14 protein-coding genes are annotated in these 18,275 nt (G+C 59.9%); 5 read left to right on the top strand and 9 right to left on the bottom strand.

Going from position 1 to position 18,275, the window contains the following annotated elements; translation table 11 throughout:
- The coding region (locus tag AC1DVH_RS16105) for a hypothetical protein (RefSeq protein WP_477754643.1) at positions 1 to 129 on the top strand (129 nt) is incomplete at its 5' end.
- Between the two features lie 108 nt (positions 130 to 237).
- Here the strand turns inward: AC1DVH_RS16105 and topA are convergent.
- The 5 genes from topA to AC1DVH_RS16080 all read right to left on the bottom strand — a co-directional run bounded on the left by topA (position 238) and on the right by AC1DVH_RS16080 (position 7,712).
- Positions 238 to 2,865 (bottom strand): type I DNA topoisomerase, encoded by a 2,628-nt coding sequence (gene topA / locus AC1DVH_RS16100; protein ID WP_477754641.1) that lies wholly within the window; start codon positions 2,863 to 2,865, stop codon positions 238 to 240.
- A gap of 114 nt (positions 2,866 to 2,979) precedes the next feature.
- The gene (locus AC1DVH_RS16095) at positions 2,980 to 3,216 is read right to left on the bottom strand and encodes a DUF1653 domain-containing protein (RefSeq protein ID WP_477754640.1); all 237 of its coding nucleotides are present in this window, start codon (positions 3,214 to 3,216) and stop codon (positions 2,980 to 2,982) included.
- A 99-nt stretch (positions 3,217 to 3,315) separates the two neighbouring features.
- Entirely contained in the window at positions 3,316 to 4,491 is a 1,176-nt protein-coding gene (gene fadA, locus AC1DVH_RS16090) for an acetyl-CoA C-acyltransferase FadA (protein ID WP_053160736.1), read from the bottom strand.
- 29 nt (positions 4,492 to 4,520) lie between these two features.
- Positions 4,521 to 6,668, bottom strand: a complete 2,148-nt coding sequence (fadB, locus tag AC1DVH_RS16085) for a fatty acid oxidation complex subunit alpha FadB (protein WP_477754639.1) — start codon at positions 6,666 to 6,668, stop codon at positions 4,521 to 4,523.
- A gap of 606 nt (positions 6,669 to 7,274) precedes the next feature.
- On the bottom strand, positions 7,275 to 7,712 hold the full coding sequence (locus AC1DVH_RS16080) for a hypothetical protein (protein WP_477754638.1): 438 nt from the start codon (positions 7,710 to 7,712) through the stop codon (positions 7,275 to 7,277).
- 104 nt (positions 7,713 to 7,816) lie between these two features.
- On the opposite strand from AC1DVH_RS16080, the gene AC1DVH_RS16075 reads away from it, so the two are divergent.
- Positions 7,817 to 8,257: a universal stress protein gene (locus AC1DVH_RS16075; RefSeq protein ID WP_477754637.1), complete on the top strand. Its 441-nt coding sequence runs from the start codon at positions 7,817 to 7,819 to the stop codon at positions 8,255 to 8,257.
- 119 nt (positions 8,258 to 8,376) lie between these two features.
- Here AC1DVH_RS16075 and AC1DVH_RS16070 read toward each other — a convergent pair whose 3' ends face one another.
- Positions 8,377 to 10,296 (bottom strand): ATP-binding cassette domain-containing protein, encoded by a 1,920-nt coding sequence (locus AC1DVH_RS16070; RefSeq protein WP_477754636.1) that lies wholly within the window; start codon positions 10,294 to 10,296, stop codon positions 8,377 to 8,379.
- Positions 10,297 to 10,511: 215 nt separating this feature from the next.
- Here AC1DVH_RS16070 and AC1DVH_RS16065 point away from each other — a divergent pair, with 215 nt between their 5' ends.
- Positions 10,512 to 12,440 carry a transglycosylase SLT domain-containing protein gene (locus tag AC1DVH_RS16065; protein ID WP_477754635.1) on the top strand — a complete coding sequence of 643 codons (1,929 nt, stop codon included), beginning with the start codon at positions 10,512 to 10,514 and terminating at the stop codon, positions 12,438 to 12,440.
- Between the two features lie 180 nt (positions 12,441 to 12,620).
- Here AC1DVH_RS16065 and AC1DVH_RS16060 read toward each other — a convergent pair whose 3' ends face one another.
- Positions 12,621 to 13,058 carry a Fic family protein gene (locus tag AC1DVH_RS16060; protein ID WP_477754634.1) on the bottom strand — a complete coding sequence of 146 codons (438 nt, stop codon included), beginning with the start codon at positions 13,056 to 13,058 and terminating at the stop codon, positions 12,621 to 12,623.
- A gap of 22 nt (positions 13,059 to 13,080) precedes the next feature.
- Positions 13,081 to 14,856 (bottom strand): ABC transporter transmembrane domain-containing protein, encoded by a 1,776-nt coding sequence (locus AC1DVH_RS16055; protein WP_477754642.1) that lies wholly within the window; start codon positions 14,854 to 14,856, stop codon positions 13,081 to 13,083.
- Between the two features lie 251 nt (positions 14,857 to 15,107).
- Here AC1DVH_RS16055 and AC1DVH_RS16050 point away from each other — a divergent pair, with 251 nt between their 5' ends.
- Positions 15,108 to 15,287: a PA1571 family protein gene (locus tag AC1DVH_RS16050; RefSeq protein ID WP_126046427.1), complete on the top strand. Its 180-nt coding sequence runs from the start codon at positions 15,108 to 15,110 to the stop codon at positions 15,285 to 15,287.
- 103 nt (positions 15,288 to 15,390) lie between these two features.
- Here AC1DVH_RS16050 and pdxB read toward each other — a convergent pair whose 3' ends face one another.
- On the bottom strand, positions 15,391 to 16,533 hold the full coding sequence (pdxB, locus tag AC1DVH_RS16045) for a 4-phosphoerythronate dehydrogenase PdxB (RefSeq protein ID WP_477754633.1): 1,143 nt from the start codon (positions 16,531 to 16,533) through the stop codon (positions 15,391 to 15,393).
- Between the two features lie 190 nt (positions 16,534 to 16,723).
- On the opposite strand from pdxB, the gene AC1DVH_RS16040 reads away from it, so the two are divergent.
- Positions 16,724 to 18,127, top strand: a complete 1,404-nt coding sequence (locus AC1DVH_RS16040; RefSeq protein ID WP_477754632.1) for an MATE family efflux transporter — start codon at positions 16,724 to 16,726, stop codon at positions 18,125 to 18,127.
- Positions 18,128 to 18,275 lie beyond the last annotated feature (148 nt).

Genomic DNA, 18,275 nt, shown 5'->3' with positions numbered 1-18,275 from the left:
CGTTACAGCCGCAAGACCAAGGAACAGTACGTGCAGACCGAGGTTGACGGTAAGCCCACTGGCTGGAAAGCGTTCTACGACGGCGGCAAGTGGAAAGTCGAAGACAAGCGTCCGGCTGCCAAGGCTTAAAGCCGCCGACCCTGTAGGAGCTGGCTTGCCAGCGAAGGGTCCCTTGAGTCATGCGCCGAACTTGCGGACGCCTTCGCTGGCAAGCCAGCTCCTACAGGGTCGGCGGCTTTAAGCCTTGGCAGCCGGACGCTTGTCTTCGACTTTCCACTTGCCGCCGTCGTAGAACGCTTTCCAGCCAGTGGGCTTACCGTCAACCTCGGTCTGCACGTACTGTTCCTTGGTCTTGCGGCTGTAACGAATCACAGTCGGGAGACCATCCGGATCTTTCTTCGGCGCCTCACAGAGGAAGTGATACTTCGGATCGATCTCATCCTTGTGCGGGATGATTTCCATCACCAGCGGAGCACGGGTCTCGCGGTTTTTCGGGAACTGGCTGGCCGCCAGGAACAGACCGGATGCACCGTCGCGCAGAATGTAGGTGTCGTTGACCTTTTCGCACTTCAGCTCAGGCATCTTCACCGGGTCCATCTTCGGCGGTGCCGCATCGCCGCTCTTCAGCAGTTTGCGCGTGTTCTTGCAGGTCGCGTTGGTGCAACCGAAGAACTTGCCGAAACGGCCGGTCTTGAGCTGCATTTCGCTACCGCACTTGTCGCATTCCAGGCTCGGGCCTTCATAGCCCTTGATGCGATAGGTGCCCTCTTCGATTTCGTAGCCATCGCAATCCGGGTTGTTACCGCAGATGTGCAACTTGCGCTTCTCATCGAGCAGGTAGGCATCCATCGCCGTGCTGCAGATCGGGCAGCGATGCTTGCCACGCAACACCAGCGACTCCGACTCACCCTCGTCGTCCGCGGCGATTTCATCGCCCGGCACCAGGTTGACGGTGGCCTTGCAGCGCTCTTTCGGCGGCAGGCTGTAGCCCGAGCAACCGAGGAACACGCCGGTCGACGCAGTACGAATCTGCATCGGACGACCGCAGGTGGTGCACGGGATGTCGGTCATCACCGGTTGATTGGCACGCATGCCGCTTTCCGGGCTTTCGGCTACTTCGAGTTTCTTCTTGAAGTCGCCGTAGAACTCGTCGAGCACGTTTTTCCAGTCGCGTTCGCCCTGCGCCACGTCATCGAGATGCTCTTCCATGCCAGCAGTGAAGCCGTAGTCCATCAGGTTGGAGAAGCTCTCGGCCAGACGCTCGGTGACGATATCGCCCATCTTTTCCGAGTAGAAACGACGGTTGTGCAGCGCCACGTAACCACGGTCCTGGATGGTCGAAATGATCGCCGCGTAGGTCGAAGGACGACCGATGCCGCGTTTTTCCATTTCTTTTACCAGGCTGGCTTCCGAGTAACGTGCCGGTGGCTTGGTGAAGTGCTGGGTCGGATCAAGCTTGATCAGCTTCATCGCGTCGCCCTGGGCCATGTCCGGCAATACATCGTCGTCGCCCGGCTTGGCGATTTGCGGCATGACACGGGTGTAACCGTCGAACTTGAGGATGCGGCCCTTGGCGCGCAGCTCGAAGTCGCCGGCACCCACGGTGACGGTAGTCGACAGGTATTGCGCCGGCAGCATCTGGCAAGCGAGGAACTGGCGCCAGATCAGTTCGTAGAGGCGCTCAGCGTCACGCTCCATGCCCGATAGCTTGCTTGGCTCGGTATTGGCGTCGGAGGGACGAATCGCTTCGTGAGCCTCTTGTGCGCCTTCCTTGCTGCTGTAGACGTTCGGGGTCTCCGGCAGGTACTTCTTGCCGAACTCGCCTTCGATATAGGTACGCGCCATCGCCACCGCATCGACCGAAAGGTTGGTGGAGTCGGTACGCATGTAGGTGATGTAGCCGGCTTCGTACAAACGCTGGGCCATCATCATGGTTTTCTTCACACCAAAGCCCAGGCGGTTGCTTGCGGCCTGTTGCAGGGTGGAAGTGATGAACGGTGCCGACGGTTTGCTGCTGGTCGGCTTGTCTTCACGCTTGACGATGCTGTAGCTGGAAGCTTTGAGCTTCTCCAGCGCGGCCATGGCCTGGGTTTCATTGAGCGGCTTGAAGGCTTCGCCTTTCTCGCGAGCCACGTCGAAGCGCACAGTCGCGCCCTTGGCGGTGCCGAGGTCAGCGTGGACTTCCCAGTATTCTTCCGGGTTGAACGCACGGATTTCGCGCTCGCGCTCAACCACCAGTTTTACCGCAACCGACTGCACGCGACCGGCGGAAAGGCCACGGGCGATCTTGGCCCACAGCAGCGGTGAAACCATGTAACCCACGACGCGGTCGAGGAAACGACGCGCCTGCTGGGCGTTGACGCGGTCGATATCCAGCTCGCCCGGCTTTGAGAAGGCTTCCTGAATCGCCTTCTTGGTGATTTCGTTGAACACCACGCGCTTGTAGCGGCTGTCGTCACCACCGATGGCTTCGCGCAGGTGCCAGGCAATGGCTTCCCCCTCGCGGTCCAAGTCGGTTGCGAGATAGATGGTGTCAGCATCTTTGGCGAGCCGGCGCAGCTCTTCGATGACTTTTTCCTTGCCCGGGAGGATCTCGTACTTGGCTTTCCAGCCATGATCCGGATCGACACCCATGCGCGCGACCAGCTGCTTGCGCGCTTTTTCCTTCGGCGACAGTGCCGGCACTTCACCCGCAGCAGCCTTGCCGCGCTTGGCGGCTGGCTCTTTGCTGGCGCTAGCCGAACCGCTGGTGGGCAGGTCTCGGATATGGCCGATACTCGACTTCACCACGTATTCGTTGCCCAAATACTTGTTGATGGTCTTGGCCTTAGCCGGGGATTCCACAATGACCAGCGATTTGCCCATGGATCAGAAAATTCCTGAATTCGAGAAGTGAAAGGCGATTGGCGCCTGACGCGGCACCGCTATATATAGTGGCTACAAGGTGAGGTCAAGCRCAGGGTTCTGCGCGCACTCCCCTTATGGCTGCGGAAAAATGCTCGGTTCGGCCTGCACCAAAGCAAAGCGTGGCACCTGTTCGCCGTCAACCTCGACGGACTCCAGGAACATGCTCAAGGGACGCACCCAAAAGCCGTAATCGCCATACAGGGCTTGATAGAAGACCACTTCTTCTTCGCTTTCCGAATGCCGCGCAACACTGAATACGCGGTACTGCGGACCTTTGTAATGTTGGTAGAGCCCAGGTTGTATCGGCATGCTTTGGCCCTCACTCAAATGTTTTCAAAATAAAAACAAAAATAAATCCGGAAAAACAAAAACCGGGGCACTTGGCCCCGGCTTCCATCAACGAGACGCTTAAACGCGTTCGAAGACGGTGGAGATGCCTTGGCCGAGACCAATGCACATGGTGGCCACCCCGAAGGTGCCGCCATTCTGCTTCATCACATTGAGCAAAGTGCCGGAGATACGCGCACCGGAGCAACCGAACGGGTGGCCCAGGGCGATCGCGCCGCCGTGCAGGTTAACCTTCTCGTTCATCTTGTCGAGCACTTTCAGATCTTTCAGCACTGGCAGGGCCTGTGCGGCGAAAGCTTCGTTGAGCTCGAAGAAGTCGATGTCGGAGATGCCCAGACCTGCGCGCTTCAATGCTTTTTGTGTGGCCGGTACTGGACCATAGCCCATGATTGCCGGATCCACACCTGCCACTGCCATCGAACGAATCACCGCCAGAGGCTGGATACCCAGGTCCTGTGCACGCTGCGCCGACATCACGATCATGCACGAGGCACCATCGGTGATCTGCGACGAGGTACCGGCTGTCACGGTGCCGCCCTTCGGATTGAACGCCGGCTTCAGGGCCGCCAGGCTTTCCAGGGTGGTTTCCGGACGAATGGTTTCGTCGTAGTCGAAGGTTTTCAGGAAACCGTTCTCGTCGTAGCCCTGCATCGGGATGATTTCGTCTTTGAACTTGCCTTCCACGGTCGCCTTGTGGGCGAGTTGGTGGGAGCGCACGCCGAAAGCGTCCTGTTGCTCGCGGGTGATGCCGTGCATTTTGCCCAGCATTTCCGCGGTCAGGCCCATCATGCCCGAGGCTTTCGCCGCGTACAGCGACATGTGCGGGTTCGGATCGACACCGTGCATCATGCTCACATGGCCCATATGCTCGACGCCACCAACCACGAAGACGTCACCATTACCGGTCATGATCGCTTGCGCAGCTGTGTGCAGAGCGCTCATGGACGAGCCACACAGGCGGCTGACGGTCTGGCCGGCCGAGGTGTGCGGGATCTGGGTCATCAGCGACGCCATGCGCGCAATGTTCCAGCCCTGCTCCAGGGTCTGGTTCACACAGCCCCAGATCACGTCTTCGACTTCGCTCGGGTCAACCTTGACGTTGCGTTCCAGCAGTTTGCTGATCAGGTGCGCCGACATGTCTTCGGCGCGGGTGTTGCGGTGCATGCCGCCCTTGGAGCGGCCCATCGGAGTACGACCGAAGTCGACAATCACGACGTCTCTAGGATTCAAGCTCATAAGTTCACTCTCACTCTAGTTGGGGGCGCTTAACCGAAGAAGCTCTGGCCGTTCTTGGCCATTTCGCGCAGCTTCGCGGTCGGGTGGTACAGCGCGCCCAAATCAGCGTACTGGTCAGCCAGGGCAACGAACTCTGCCACACCGAGCGAGTCGATGTAGCGCAGCGCACCGCCACGGAATGGAGGGAAACCAATACCGTAGACCAGACCCATGTCGGCTTCGGCGGCGGTTTCGACGATGCCATCTTCCAGGCAACGCACGGTTTCCAGGCACAGCGGGATCATCATCCAGTTGATGATGTCTTCGTCGGTGACTTCGCGTTGCTCGTAAACGATCGGCTTGAGCACTTCCAGTACCGACGGGTCGGCCACTTTCTTCTGCTTGCCTTTCTTGTCGGTCTCGTAGGCGTAGAAGCCCTTGCCGTTCTTCTGGCCCAGGCGCTTGGCTTCGTAGAGCACGTCGACGGCCGAGCGACGGTCGTCCTTCATGCGGTCCGGGAAGCCTTCAGCCATCACGTCACGACCGTGGTGACCGGTGTCGATGCCGACCACGTCCATCAGGTAGGCCGGGCCCATCGGCCAGCCGAACTTTTCCATGATCTTGTCGATACGGACGAAGTCCACACCGGCGCTGACCAGTTTGGCGAAACCGCCGAAGTACGGGAACAGGACGCGGTTGACCAGGAAGCCCGGGCAATCGTTGACGACGATCGGGTTCTTGCCCATTTTCTTGGCGTAGGCAACGGTAGTCGCTACGGCCAGTTCGCTGGACTTCTCGCCACGGATCACTTCCACCAGCGGCATCATGTGCACCGGGTTGAAGAAGTGCATGCCGACGAAGTTTTCCGGACGCTTGAGGGCTTTGGCCAGCAAGGTGATGGAAATGGTCGAGGTGTTGGACGCCAGGATGGTGTCCTCCTTGACCTGGTCTTCAACTTCAGCCAGTACCGCTTGTTTGACCTTCGGGTTCTCGACGACCGCTTCGACCACCAGGTCCACGTGACCGAAGTCGCCGTAAGACAGGGTTGGACGGATGCCGTTGAGCACTTCGGCCATTTTCGCGGCGGTCATACGGCCTTTATCAACGCGGCCAACCAGCAGCTTGGCGGCTTCGGCCAGACCCTGCTCGATACCGTGCTCGTTGATGTCCTTCATCAGGATCGGCGTGCCTTTGGAAGCCGACTGATAGGCGATACCGCCACCCATGATGCCGGCGCCGAGTACAGCGGCCTGCTTCACTTCCTTGGCGATTTCGTCGTAGGCCTTGGCCTTTTTCTTCAGTTCCTGATCGTTCAGGAACAAGCCGATCAAGCTCTGCGCGGCAGAGGTCTTGGCCAGTTTGACGAAACCGGCCGCTTCGATTTCCAKCGCCTTGTCGCGACCGAAGTTCGCGGCTTTCTGGATAGTCTTGATCGCTTCAACCGGCGCCGGGTAGTTCGGGCCAGCCTGGCCGGCCACGAAACCTTTGGCGGTTTCGAAAGCCATCATTTGTTCGATGGCGTTCAGCTTGAGCTTTTCCAGCTTCGGCTGGCGCTTGGCCTTGTAGTCGAACTCGCCGGAGATGGCACGCTTGATCAGTTCCAGCGCGGCATCCTGCAGCTGCTCAGGAGCAACCACTGCGTCGACAGCGCCGACTTTCAGCGCGTCTTCAGGACGGTTTTCCTTGCCGGCGGCAATCCACTCGATGGCGTTGTCGGCACCGATCAGGCGCGGCAGGCGCACGGTACCGCCGAAGCCCGGGTAGATACCCAGCTTGACTTCCGGCAGGCCGATCTTGGCATTGGTGGACATGACGCGGTAGTCCGCCGCCAGGCACATTTCCAGACCGCCACCCAGCGCGATGCCGTTGATTGCGGCGACGGTCGGGACGTTGAGGTCTTCGAAATCGCTGAAAATCCTGTTGGCTTCGAGGTTGCCAGCAACAAGTTCTGCATCCGGCAGCTTGAAGTTGTCGACAAATTCGGTGATGTCGGCGCCGACGATGAACACGTCCTTGCCACTGCTGACGATCACGCCCTTGATCGAAGCATCTGCCTTGATGGTGTCTACGGCCTGACGCAGTTCGTTCAGGGTTAGACGGTTGAACTTGTTGACGGACTCACCCTTGAGATCGAACTTCAGTTCGACGATGCCACTTTCAAGAGCCTTAACCGTGATGGCTTTACCTTCGTAAATCATCAACTGATCTCCACGATATGGAAGCTGAACAGTACACGTCGGACGCAGGCGAATGGCTTGGCAGGGACGTTGATCGTCAATGCTACGCCCATTCCCCCGGCACACCCGCCAACGCGATAGTCGGGATTCTGTAGGAGCGGTCTGAAATACAAACGCTCAATTCATACGCCCGTTTGATTTGGGTACGTCACCTTCACGGAATTTCCGACAATTGTCAATCGCCTGAAAAACGGGTTGAAACGCGACTTTCCGGTCATTTCCGTACTGCGAAGACCTTAAACACGTTTGAGCATGCAAGGTCATTCATAGAATCAATTGTTAGAAAATTCGCCCTAATTCGCTGCAGCCCGTGTTTAACACGCTACGCTGGCGAAACTAGGGGAAAAAGTTGAACGCTTTGGCGAATGCCCAGCGTAAGATCAGCCCACACCGTTTTACCGGCCTGCCTGGCCAACCCCGCCCGATGATTGATGTCGGGCTTTTTATTGCCTGCAAAAAGCTTTTCGTAGGAGCTGGCTTGCCAGCGAAGACGGTAGTTCGCTCAACATTTTTGTTGAATGTGAAATAGTCTTCGCTGGCAAGCCAGCTCCTACAGGGGGAGTCGGCTTAAGCGAGGGCTTTGAGGATGGCGTCGATCTGTTGCAACACCTCGGCCTCGCCCTTCTCGCCCCAATACAAGGCGATTATTTGCTTGTCGGCCTCGACCWTGAAGACATTGCCTGGCAATTTTTCGAAATGATCGAGCAGCGCCCGATCTTCACAGATTTCCTGCCACTGATTCACCCAGACACCCGGTGATTTTTGCCAGTAACTCCAGCACGCCGGCTGACTGCCACGTCGCGGGCGATGGTACTGGGCGCAGGGGCTCGGCGGCTCCTGGCTCAGCCAGTGCGGCCATTGCTGGGGCGCCAGTTGCATGGCCAGGCCGATGCGCCGGGCCTCCATCCGCAGGGCGATACGCCCACTCTGGGCGCGCGAGGGGCGCAACCATGCCAGCGGGCTAAGTACCACCAGCAGGATTGACACCACTATCCAGACCGTCATATCTGTACTCCCGAATTTGAATGAGCCCATTGTGTCACTTTGGAACCAATGCGCTTGAAACCAGCCATACTTACCAATATTGCATCCCWCAGGAGGAGCACCTCATGCCCTACAACCATATTCTGGTCGCTGTAGATCTGACCGAAGAGTGCGACCCTGTGATCCACCGCGCTCGCGAACTGTCGGTGAGCAACGGCGCGAAGTTGTCACTGGTGCACATTGTCGAGCCGATGGCCATGGCCTTCGGCGGCGACGTGCCGATGGACCTGTCACAACTGCAACAGCAGCAGTTCGATCAGGCCAAGGAGCGACTGGAGCGCCTCAAGCACAAATACGCCGAACTCGAAGGCGCCAACTGCCACCTGACCTACGGCCAGCCACGCCAGGAAATTCACCAGATGGCCAAGGAGCAAACCTGCGAMCTGATCGTGGTGGGCAGCCATGGCCGGCACGGCCTGGCACTGCTGCTGGGCTCCACCGCCAATGACGTGCTGCATGGCGCGCCTTGCGATGTGCTTGCTGTGCGCCTGCAAACCAAAAGCTGACAACACAAAACCCATGTAGGAGCTGCCGCAGGCTGCGATAGCTCCTACAAGGATTGCATTGCATATGAAAAGCCCGGCGTTCATCACTGAGCGCCGGGCTTTTTTTGTTACCGGATCAATCAGGCATCCAGCTCGGCCCAACGCTCGACCATGATGTCGAGCTCAGCCTGCAACTGCTCCAGCTGAGCAATCACCGCAGCCGTTTCGGCAGCAGGACGCTGATAGAAGCCCGCATCCGCCATCTGTGCTTCAACGGCGGCGATCTGTTGCTCCATGGCTTCGATCTGCCCCGGCAACGCTTCCAGTTCGCGCTGCAACTTGTAGCTGAGCTTTTTCTTCGCCACTGGCGCTTCGACGGCCGCCGCAACCGGCGCAGGCTCGGCCTTCACCACCGCGGAGTTCAGGTCGGCCTTGCCGGATTTGCTTTCGGTCACGCCCAGCAGGCGCGGCGAGCCGCCCTGGCGCAGCCAGTCCTGGTAGCCACCGACGTACTCGCGAACCTTGCCTTCACCTTCGAAGACCAGGGTGCTGGTGACCACGTTGTCGAGGAATGCCCGGTCGTGGCTGACCATCAGTACGGTGCCGTTGAAGGTCAGCAAGACTTCTTCGAGCAGTTCGAGGGTTTCAACGTCGAGGTCGTTGGTCGGTTCGTCGAGTACCAGCAGGTTCGCCGGCTTGCTGAACAACTTGGCCAGCAACAGACGGGCACGCTCACCACCGGACAGCGCCTTGACCGGCGTGCGCGCACGCTGCGGGCTGAACAGGAAGTCGCCGAGGTAGCTCAGCACATGGCGGCTCTGACCATCGATATCGATGAAGTCGCGACCTTCGGCCACGTTGTCGATTACGGTTTTTTCCAGATCCAGTTGATGACGCAACTGGTCGAAGTAGGCGACATCGATCCTGGTGCCTTCTTCCACTTTGCCGCTGGTCGGTTGCAGGCCGCTGAGCATCAGCTTCAGCAGCGTGGTCTTGCCGGTACCGTTGGCGCCGAGCAGACCGATACGGTCGCCGCGCTGCAACACCATCGAGAAGTCCTTGATCAGGAACGGGCCGCCCGGGTGAGCGAAGCTGACGTTCTCGAGCACCATCACTTGCTTGCCGGACTTGTCGGCAGTGTCCAGCTGGATATTGGCCTTGCCGGTACGCTCACGACGCTCGCTGCGCTCGACACGCAGAGCCTTGAGGGCACGTACGCGGCCTTCGTTACGGGTGCGACGGGCCTTGATACCCTGACGAATCCACACTTCTTCCTGGGCCAGGCGCTTGTCGAACAACGCATTGGCGGTGGCTTCGGCAGCGAGTTCGGCTTCCTTGTGCACGAGGAAACTGGCGTAGTCGCCGTTCCAGTCGATCAGGCCGCCGCGATCCAGTTCGAGGATGCGGGTGGCCAGGTTCTGCAGGAAAGAACGGTCGTGCGTGATGAACAGCACGGCGCCCTGGAAATCCTTCAATGCTTCTTCAAGCCAGGCGATGGCACCGATGTCCAGGTGGTTGGTCGGTTCGTCGAGCAGCAGCAGGTCCGGCTCGGACACCAGGGCCTGGGCCAGCAGGACGCGACGACGCCAGCCGCCGGACAACTCGGCGAGGGTCTTGTCGGCCGGCAGTTGCAGGCGGCTCAGGGTACTGTCGACTAAAGTCTGCAAACGCCAGCCGTCACGGGCTTCGAGGTCGTGCTGGACGTGCATCAGCTTGTCCAGGTCGGCGTCGGTGACGCAGTTCTGGCTCAGGTGGTGATACTCGGCAAGCAACGCACCGACGCCGTCCAGGCCTTCGGCCACCACATCGAACACGGTCCGCTCGTCGGCCACCGGCAATTCTTGCGGCAATTCGCCGATTTTCAGACCGGGGGCACGCCACACCGAGCCGTCATCGGGCTTCTGGTCGCCCTTGACGAGCTTCATCATGCTGGACTTGCCAGTGCCGTTGCGGCCGATGATGCACACCCGCTCACCACGGGCGATCTGCCAGGACACCTTGTCCAACAACGGCATAGCGCCGAAAGCAAGGGACACATCGCTGAATTTGAGCAGGGTCATGAGCTTCTCCAAAAACCGGGCGCGCATTCTACCTGACTTGAGGCTTCAGAAGGCCGGCAATTTCGCTGTCGTAGCACTCTGCATGACAAATGTTGCGAACTGACGCGGGAAGACCCGCAAAGCTTTCACCGGCTGCTGGCAAAAGGCTAAGCTACAGACAATTCAGCGCGGGTCTGGCCCGCGCTTGTCATGATTTTTCTCTGCCCGGACGTCTCATGCGCAGTCGCCTTTTCAATCTTTTATCTGTTTTTTTACTGTCTGCCGCTGCCGTTCAATCCGTCCAGGCGGTGGACCTGTCCACCCAACGCCAGTATTACGATGAAGCCAAACGCGCCTTGGCCAAGGGCGACAGTGGCCCGTATTTCCGTTACAGCCAGGCCCTCGCCGATTATCCGCTGGAACCCTACCTGGCCTACGACGAGCTGACCGCGCGCCTGAAAACCGCGAGCAACGCCGAAATCGAGAAATTCCTCGCCGAACACGGCGACCTGCCCCAGGCCAACTGGATGAAACTGCGCTGGTTGCGCTGGCTGGCGGATCGGGGCGACTGGGCGACCTTCGTCAAGTACTACGACCCGAAAATGAACTTTACCGAACTGGACTGCCTGAACGCGCAGTACCAGCTCAGCCACGGTCTCAAGGCCGAAGGCAACGCCAACGCGGAAAAGCTCTGGCTGACCGGCAAGTCCCAACCCGACGCCTGTGACACGCTGTTCGGCATGTGGGCCGCCGAAGGCCAGTTGACCGAGCAAAAACGCTGGGAGCGCGCCAAACTCGCCGCCCAGACGCGCAACTACCCGCTGGCCAACAGCCTGGTCAACGGCATGACCGCCCTCGCCCCTCGCGGTCGCTTGCTGGTGGACGTCGCGCAGAAACCGGAACTGCTCAACCAGCCGTCACGCTTCACCCCGGCCGATGAAGCCATGTCCGATGTGGTCAGCCTCGGCCTGCGCCGCCTGGCCCGCCAGGACCCGGACAAGGCCATGGACCTGCTCGACGGTTACGCCAGTAGCATGCACTTCTCCCGGGATGAAAAAGTGGCGATCGCCCGGGAAATCGGCCTGACCCTCGCACGACGTTTCGACAGCCGTGCACTGGACGTCATGACCAAATACGACCCCGAGCTGCGCGACAACACGGTTTCCGAATGGCGCTTGCGCCTGCTCCTGCGCCTGGCGCGCTGGGACGACGCCTATCAGTTGACCCGCCGCCTGCCCCAGGACCTGGCCACCACCAACCGCTGGCGTTACTGGCAGGCCCGCAGCCTGGAACTGGCGCAACCGCAGAATCCGCAAGCGCAGACGCTCTATAAAAGCCTGGCCCGCGAACGCGACTTCTATGGTTTCCTCGCCGCCGATCGCTCCCAGTCGCCCTACTCTTTGCTCAACAAACCGCTGGTGCTCAGCCAAGCCACCATCAACAAGGTGCGTAACACGCCCGGCGTACGCCGCGCCCTGGAGCTGCACGCCCGCGGGCAGATCGTCGATGGCCGTCGCGAGTGGTATTACGTCAGCCGTCACTTCAGCCGCGACGAAATGGTCGCCCAGGCGAAACTGGCCTACGACCTGAAATGGTACTTCCCGGCGATCCGCACCATCAGTCAGGCGCAGTATTGGGATGACCTGGATATCCGCTTCCCGATGGCTCACCGCGAGACCCTGGTCCGTGAAGCGAAAAACCGCGGCCTGCATCCGAGCTGGGCGTTCGCCATTACCCGCCAGGAAAGTGCGTTCATGGACGACGCCCGCTCCGGGGTCGGCGCCTCGGGCCTGATGCAACTGATGCCGGCCACCGCCAAGGAAACCGCACGCAAGTTCAGCATTCCCTATAGCTCGCCACAGCAACTGTTCGATCCGGACAAGAACATCCAGCTCGGTGCCGCCTACCTGAGCCAGGTGCACAGCCAGTTCAACGGCAACCGCGTCCTCGCCTCCGCCGCCTACAACGCCGGCCCCGGCCGYGTACGCCAATGGCTGCGTGGTGCGGACCACCTGAGTTTCGACGTGTGGGTGGAAAGCATCCCGTTCGACGAAACCCGCCAGTACGTGCAAAACGTGTTGTCGTACTCGGTGATCTACGGTCAGAAGCTCAATGCGCCACAGCCGATAGTGGATTGGCATGAGCGGTTTTTCGACGATCAATGATTCAAATCGACCCGCAAAAGCCCGCATCGCAGATGCTAATGTTGTTCAGTTAAGGGAATAGTAGGAGCGAGCTTGCTCCGGGCGGCGTTCCGACGATGGACTCAAGAGCGCCGCGTTTAGCCAGTAAATWCGCGTTATCGTTAACGACCATCGCGAGCAWGCTCGCTCCTACAGAGGTGCTCAGTGTTTCTTCGCCGACTTGAGCTGTGCGAAGACCTGTTTTCCGAGCTGGGTCAGGCGATACTTTTGTGCCGGACTACTTGGCGATTCGGGCTGGGTCATCTCTATCCATTCGATCGCTAATGCCGGCCTGAGATAGTTAGCCCGAAACGTCGCCTTGTGCACCAATCCGATGTCAGCCAACAATTCGCTGATCTTTCGTGGGCCGTTAACATTCAGCACAGAAAGCAACTTCTCTACTGGGTCGGTTACCAGGTCGGTTACTGGGTCGGTTACTGGGTCGATTTCTGGCTCACCCCGTACCGCCTCCGATAGTGCAAGGCTCATGGCTTGCAACATGAACTCTACGAAAGGCGTTGATTCGGCCAAATGATCGGCCGCCGACAATGCCGCGTAGTACGCCTCCTGCTGATCCCGAATCACCGCCTCAACCGGCAAATAAGATAATACCAGGCGTCATTCATGCCGCTTCATGTCCATCACTGAACTGCAACGCCGCCAACCGCGCATACAACGCATTGCTGGCAATCAGCTCCTGATGCGTGCCCACCGCCACCAGTTTCCCCTGGTCCATCACCGCAATTCGGTCGGCGTTTTTCACCGTGGCCAGGCGATGGGCGATTACCAGGGTGGTACGGTTTTTCATCAGGCTCGGCAGCGCCTGCTGGATCAGGTGTTCACTCTGGGCATCGAGGGCGCTGGTAGCTTCGTCGAGGAGCAGGATCGGGGCGTCCACCAGCAACGCGCGGGCGATGGCCAGACGTTGGCGCTGACCACCGGACAAGCCGAGACCACCGTCCCCCAGATGAGTCTGGTAACCGTTGGCCATGGCTTCGATAAAGTCATGGGCATAAGCGATTTTTGCCGCTTCCTGTACCTCGGCCAAAGTCGCCTTCGGACTGCCGTAGCGAATGTTTTCTTCAATGCTGCCGAAAAACAGTGCCGGGGCTTGCGACACCAGGGCGAAACAGCGACGCAGGTCCAGCGGATCGAGTTGAGTCAACGGCACGCCATCGAGCAGGATCCGTCCCTCGGCCGGGTCGTAAAAACGCAGCAGCAAGTCATACACCGTCGATTTTCCGGCCCCCGATGGCCCGACCAGCGCCAGCGTCTCACCGGCATTTACAGTCAGGCTCAAGCCGTCGACGGCATAACTTTCCGGCCGCGACGGGTAGTAAAAACGCACATTTTGCAGTTGCAGTTGGCCGTCGACCCGGTCCGGCAGTGTCACCGCGCCTGCCACCGGCGGCAGGATGATGTTTTCCGAACGCAGCAACTCGGCAATCCGCTCGGCCGCGCCGGCTGCCCGTTGCAATTCGCCAATCACTTCGCTCAAGGTGCCGAACGCGCTGCCGACGATCAGGCTATAGAACACGAACGCCGCCAGCTCGCCGGCGGAAATTCGCCCGGCGATGACGTCCATGCCACCGACCCAGAGCATCACCCCGACCGCGCCCAATACCAAGACGATCACCAGGGTAATCAGCCAGGCCCGCTGGAAGATGCGCTTGCGTGCGGTGTTGAACGCCTCCTCCACGGTCACGGCAAACCGGCGCTCGTCCTCGGCCTGATGGTTGTAGGCCTGCACGGTCTTGATCTGGCCCAGGGTTTCGGAAACATAGCTGCCGATGTCGGCAATCCGGTCCTGACTCAGGCGCGAGAGGTTACGCACCCGCCGGCCGAAGATCAGGATCGGCGCGATCACCAAAGGCAAGGCCAGCACCACGATGCTGGTGAGCTTGGGGTTGGTGATGAACAGCAAGACGATTCCGCYGATCACCATCAACAGATTGCGCAGGAACAACGACAGCGAAGAACCGATGACCGATTGCAGCAGCGTGGTATCGGCGGTCAGGCGTGACTGGATTTCGGAGCTGCGATTGTCTTCGTAAAACCCCGGGTGCAGGTAAATCAGATGATTGAACACGTTGCGCCGGATATCGGCGACGCAGCGTTCACCGATCCACGACACCAGGTAAAACCGCGCAAACGTACCGATTGCCAGCCCCATGACCAGCAACATGAACAGCGTGATGGACTGATTGAGCAGATGCGGTGACTGGGTCATGAACCCCTGGTCCACCAGCAGGCGAATGCCCTGCCCCATGGACAAGGTGATGCCGGCGGTGGCGATCAGCGCCAGCAAGGCGCCAAAGGCCTGCCAGCGATACGGCGCGATGAAACGACGGGCCAGGCGAACAGCACGGCGGTGACGGGCAGAGAGCATCGCAATCATCCAGGACAAAGCAGTCATTAGGGTCAGCCTACACCGCTCAATGGGGTGGCTCGCTGCAAATCACAATGAGTCAGGTTAATTATGTCCACCAACACTAGAGGCTAGACGCTATTGGTCTAAAGTTCGGCTAGCCACGCGAAGGCATTTCTGGTGGACTGTTTCTGTCCGCCCGGAAAGATCGCAGGGAGTTGTCATAGCCCGGTCACCTGGCGGTTCTACAGTAAGCACACAACCTGATGAGGAGACAGGCCATGTCCTTGCAACACAGCAGCGATGACAAGATTCAAGTGATCCGCACGCAACCAGACCAGTCTCTGGGTTGCTCGATTATTGACGAGCAGGGTCGCGAAGTACCGATCACTGAAAAAATGATCCAGAAAGCTTGCAGCGAACTGGAAAAGCGACTGGTCAAACCTGCCGAACAAGAGTGATATAGCCACCGTCTTCTTGACCCGGCCCATGGTTGGCCGGGTTTTTTATGCCTGCTTAATCCAATCCGGGACTGTGTCGCGCCCTTCACGGGCAAGTCGGTCTTTAAACCAGTGTTGCCCCCAACGCTGCCACAATCCCCAGCAACTCAGGCGATTCACCTTCGATCCGCACCTGCAATCCGTCGATCTCCCGGCGCAACGGGTATTGCTTGCGCAGCATATCGAATGCCGCACGCTGCTCGCTGACACTGCCGACCAGGCTGCGACGGAAATCCGCATCGTCACGACGCGGGTCATATACGCCACGGCACAGCATCGCCAAGGCCCAGGCTGGGTCGCTTTGCGCATTCAGGGTCACGTGCGACAGCCACGGTGCCGGCAGCAAATCGCTCAGGCTGACGCGGGCCGGTTGCCCGAGAAAGTCGCAATACGCCTGATAAATCTGCGCGGTCCCCCGCTGCTTGCCGTCGAGGCTGTAACCGGCAATGTGCGGCGTTGCCAGCACGCACAGCTCGGCCAGCGCCACGTCGACTTCAGGCTCGTTTTCCCACACATCGAGCACCGCTTGCAGGTCTTCGCGCTCCAGCAGCACATCGCGCAGGGCCGTGTTGTTCACCACCGGTCCGCGACTGGCATTGATCAGCCAGGTGCCGGACTTGAGCTGGTTCAGGCGTGTCTCATCGAACAAATGCCAGGTCGATAGCTGTCCCTGCCTGGTCAGCGGCGTGTGCAGGCTGATGACGTCGCACGCTTCGATGATCTGCTCGAGACTGACGTAGTCACCGCCTTCAGCGGCCTGCCGTGGCGGATCGCACACCAGCACCTTCCAGCCCAGACCCTGCAGGACTTTGACCAATCGCCCGCCCACTTCGCCGGCACCGACTACGCCGTAGGTACGCCGGGTCAGGTCGACGCCTTCGATTTCGGCCAGGGTCAGCAAGCTGCCGAGCACATAGTCGACCACGCCGCGGGCATTGCAGCCCGGTGCGCTGGACCAGGTGATACCGGCCTGCTGAAAGTAATCCAGGTCCAGATGATCGGTGCCGATGGTGCACGTACCGACAAAACGCACCTTGCTGCCTTCGAGCAGCGTGCGATTGACGTTGGTCACCGAACGCACCAACAGCACATCGGCCTGTTCGACCGTGGCACGGTCAATGGAACGACCCGGCACCCGGCGGATTTCACCGAAGCCTTCGAAGAAGGCATCGAGCAGGGGGATATTTTCGTCGGCAACAATCAGCATGGCAGGCTCCTTTGGCGGATCGGCAGTGTAGGCGTAGATGACGCATCGCGCCTAGACGCATCTCTCTGTAGGAGCAAGCTCGCTCCTACAGAGGGTTGATTACAAATCCACAACACGGGTCTTTTCCTGACTGCCGCGTCAACGCGTAGAATGCGCGCCTGTGCATCAACACCTTTTGGACGTTTCGCTATTGAATCCTGTAATCGAGAATACCGCCGCCATTGCGCCTGCGCGGACAACCCCCGTTCGCCTGGAACTCAAAGGCCTGCTCAACCTGGCCCTGCCCATCATGATCGCGCAACTGGCGACCACGGCCATGGGCTTCGTCGATGCGGTGATGGCCGGCCGCGTCAGCCCACGGGACCTGGCCTCGGTGGCCCTGGGCAACTCGATCTGGATTCCCGTCTACCTGTTGATGTCCGGCGTCCTGCTGGCTACCACACCCAAGGTCGCACAACGCTTTGGCGCCGGGCAGTTTGACGAGATCGGCCCGCTGGTTCGCCAGGCGCTGTGGCTCGCGCTGTGTGTCGGGTTGATCGGCAGTGGCCTGCTGCTCGGCGCCGAGCCGATCCTGCACTGGATGAAAGTCGATCCGCAGTTGATCGAGCCGAGCATGGGTTACCTGCACGGGATCGCCTTCGGCTTGCCGGGCATGGCTTTTTATTACGTACTGCGCTGCTACAGCGATGGCATGGGGGGCACCCGTCCGAGCATGGTCATTGGCTTGTGCGGCCTGCTGCTGAACATCCCGCTGAACTATGCGTTGATCTACGGCCACTTCGGCGCACCGGCCCTGGGCGGCGTCGGTTGCGGCTGGGCCAGCGGCATCGTGATGTGGTTCATGGCGTTGAGCATGGCCGGCTGGACGTTCTGGGCGCCCTTCTATTCCCGCACCCGTGTGCTGGTGCGCTTCGACCGTCCGCAATGGGTCGTGATCAAGCGCCTGGTCGGCATTGGCCTGCCGATTGGTATCGCCGTCTTCGCCGAGTCCAGCATCTTCGCGGTCATCGCGCTATTGATCGGTAGTCTCGGCTCTACCGTGGTGGCCGGGCATCAAATCGCCCTGAACATCAGCTCACTGTTGTTCATGATTCCTTACTCGCTGGGCATGGCGGTGACCGTGCGCGTCGGTCAGGCACTGGGGGCCGGCAATCCTTGGCAGGCGCGCTTCGCGGCAAAGGTCGGGCTCGGCGCGGCACTGGTGTTCGCGGCGTTCTCGGCGAGCCTGATCCTGCTGCTGCGCGAGCCCATCGCCTCGATCTACACGCCTGACAGGAACGTGATCCAGATTGCATCGATGCTGATTGTCTATGCTGCGCTGTACCAGTTTTCCGATGCCATCCAGGTGATTTGCGCTGGCGCGTTGCGTGGATACCAGGACACCCGGGTGACGATGATCCTGACCTTGTTCGCCTATTGGGGCATCGGCCTGCCGGTCGGCTACGTGCTGGGACTGACCGACTGGTTCGGTCCGGCCAGCGGCCCAAGCGGGCTCTGGGAAGGGCTGATTGCCGGCTTGAGCTGTGCGGCGCTGATGCTGTCGATCCGCCTGACGCTCAGTGCGCGCCGGCGGATTCGTAACAGTCAGGGTTGATCGCCGTACCCCTTGTAGGAGCGAGCTTGCTCGCGAAAAACGCCAGGACACCGCGGGGCATCAGGTATTACGCGTTATCGTTGACGTCCATCGCGAGCAAGCTCGCTCCTACAAGGGGTACGGCGATCAACCCTGACTGTTACGAATC

This window comes from Pseudomonas sp. P4_C3 (assembly GCF_056402075.1).
Note: the sequence above shows the minus strand (reverse complement) of the source record. Positions and strands in the feature narration are given on the sequence as shown.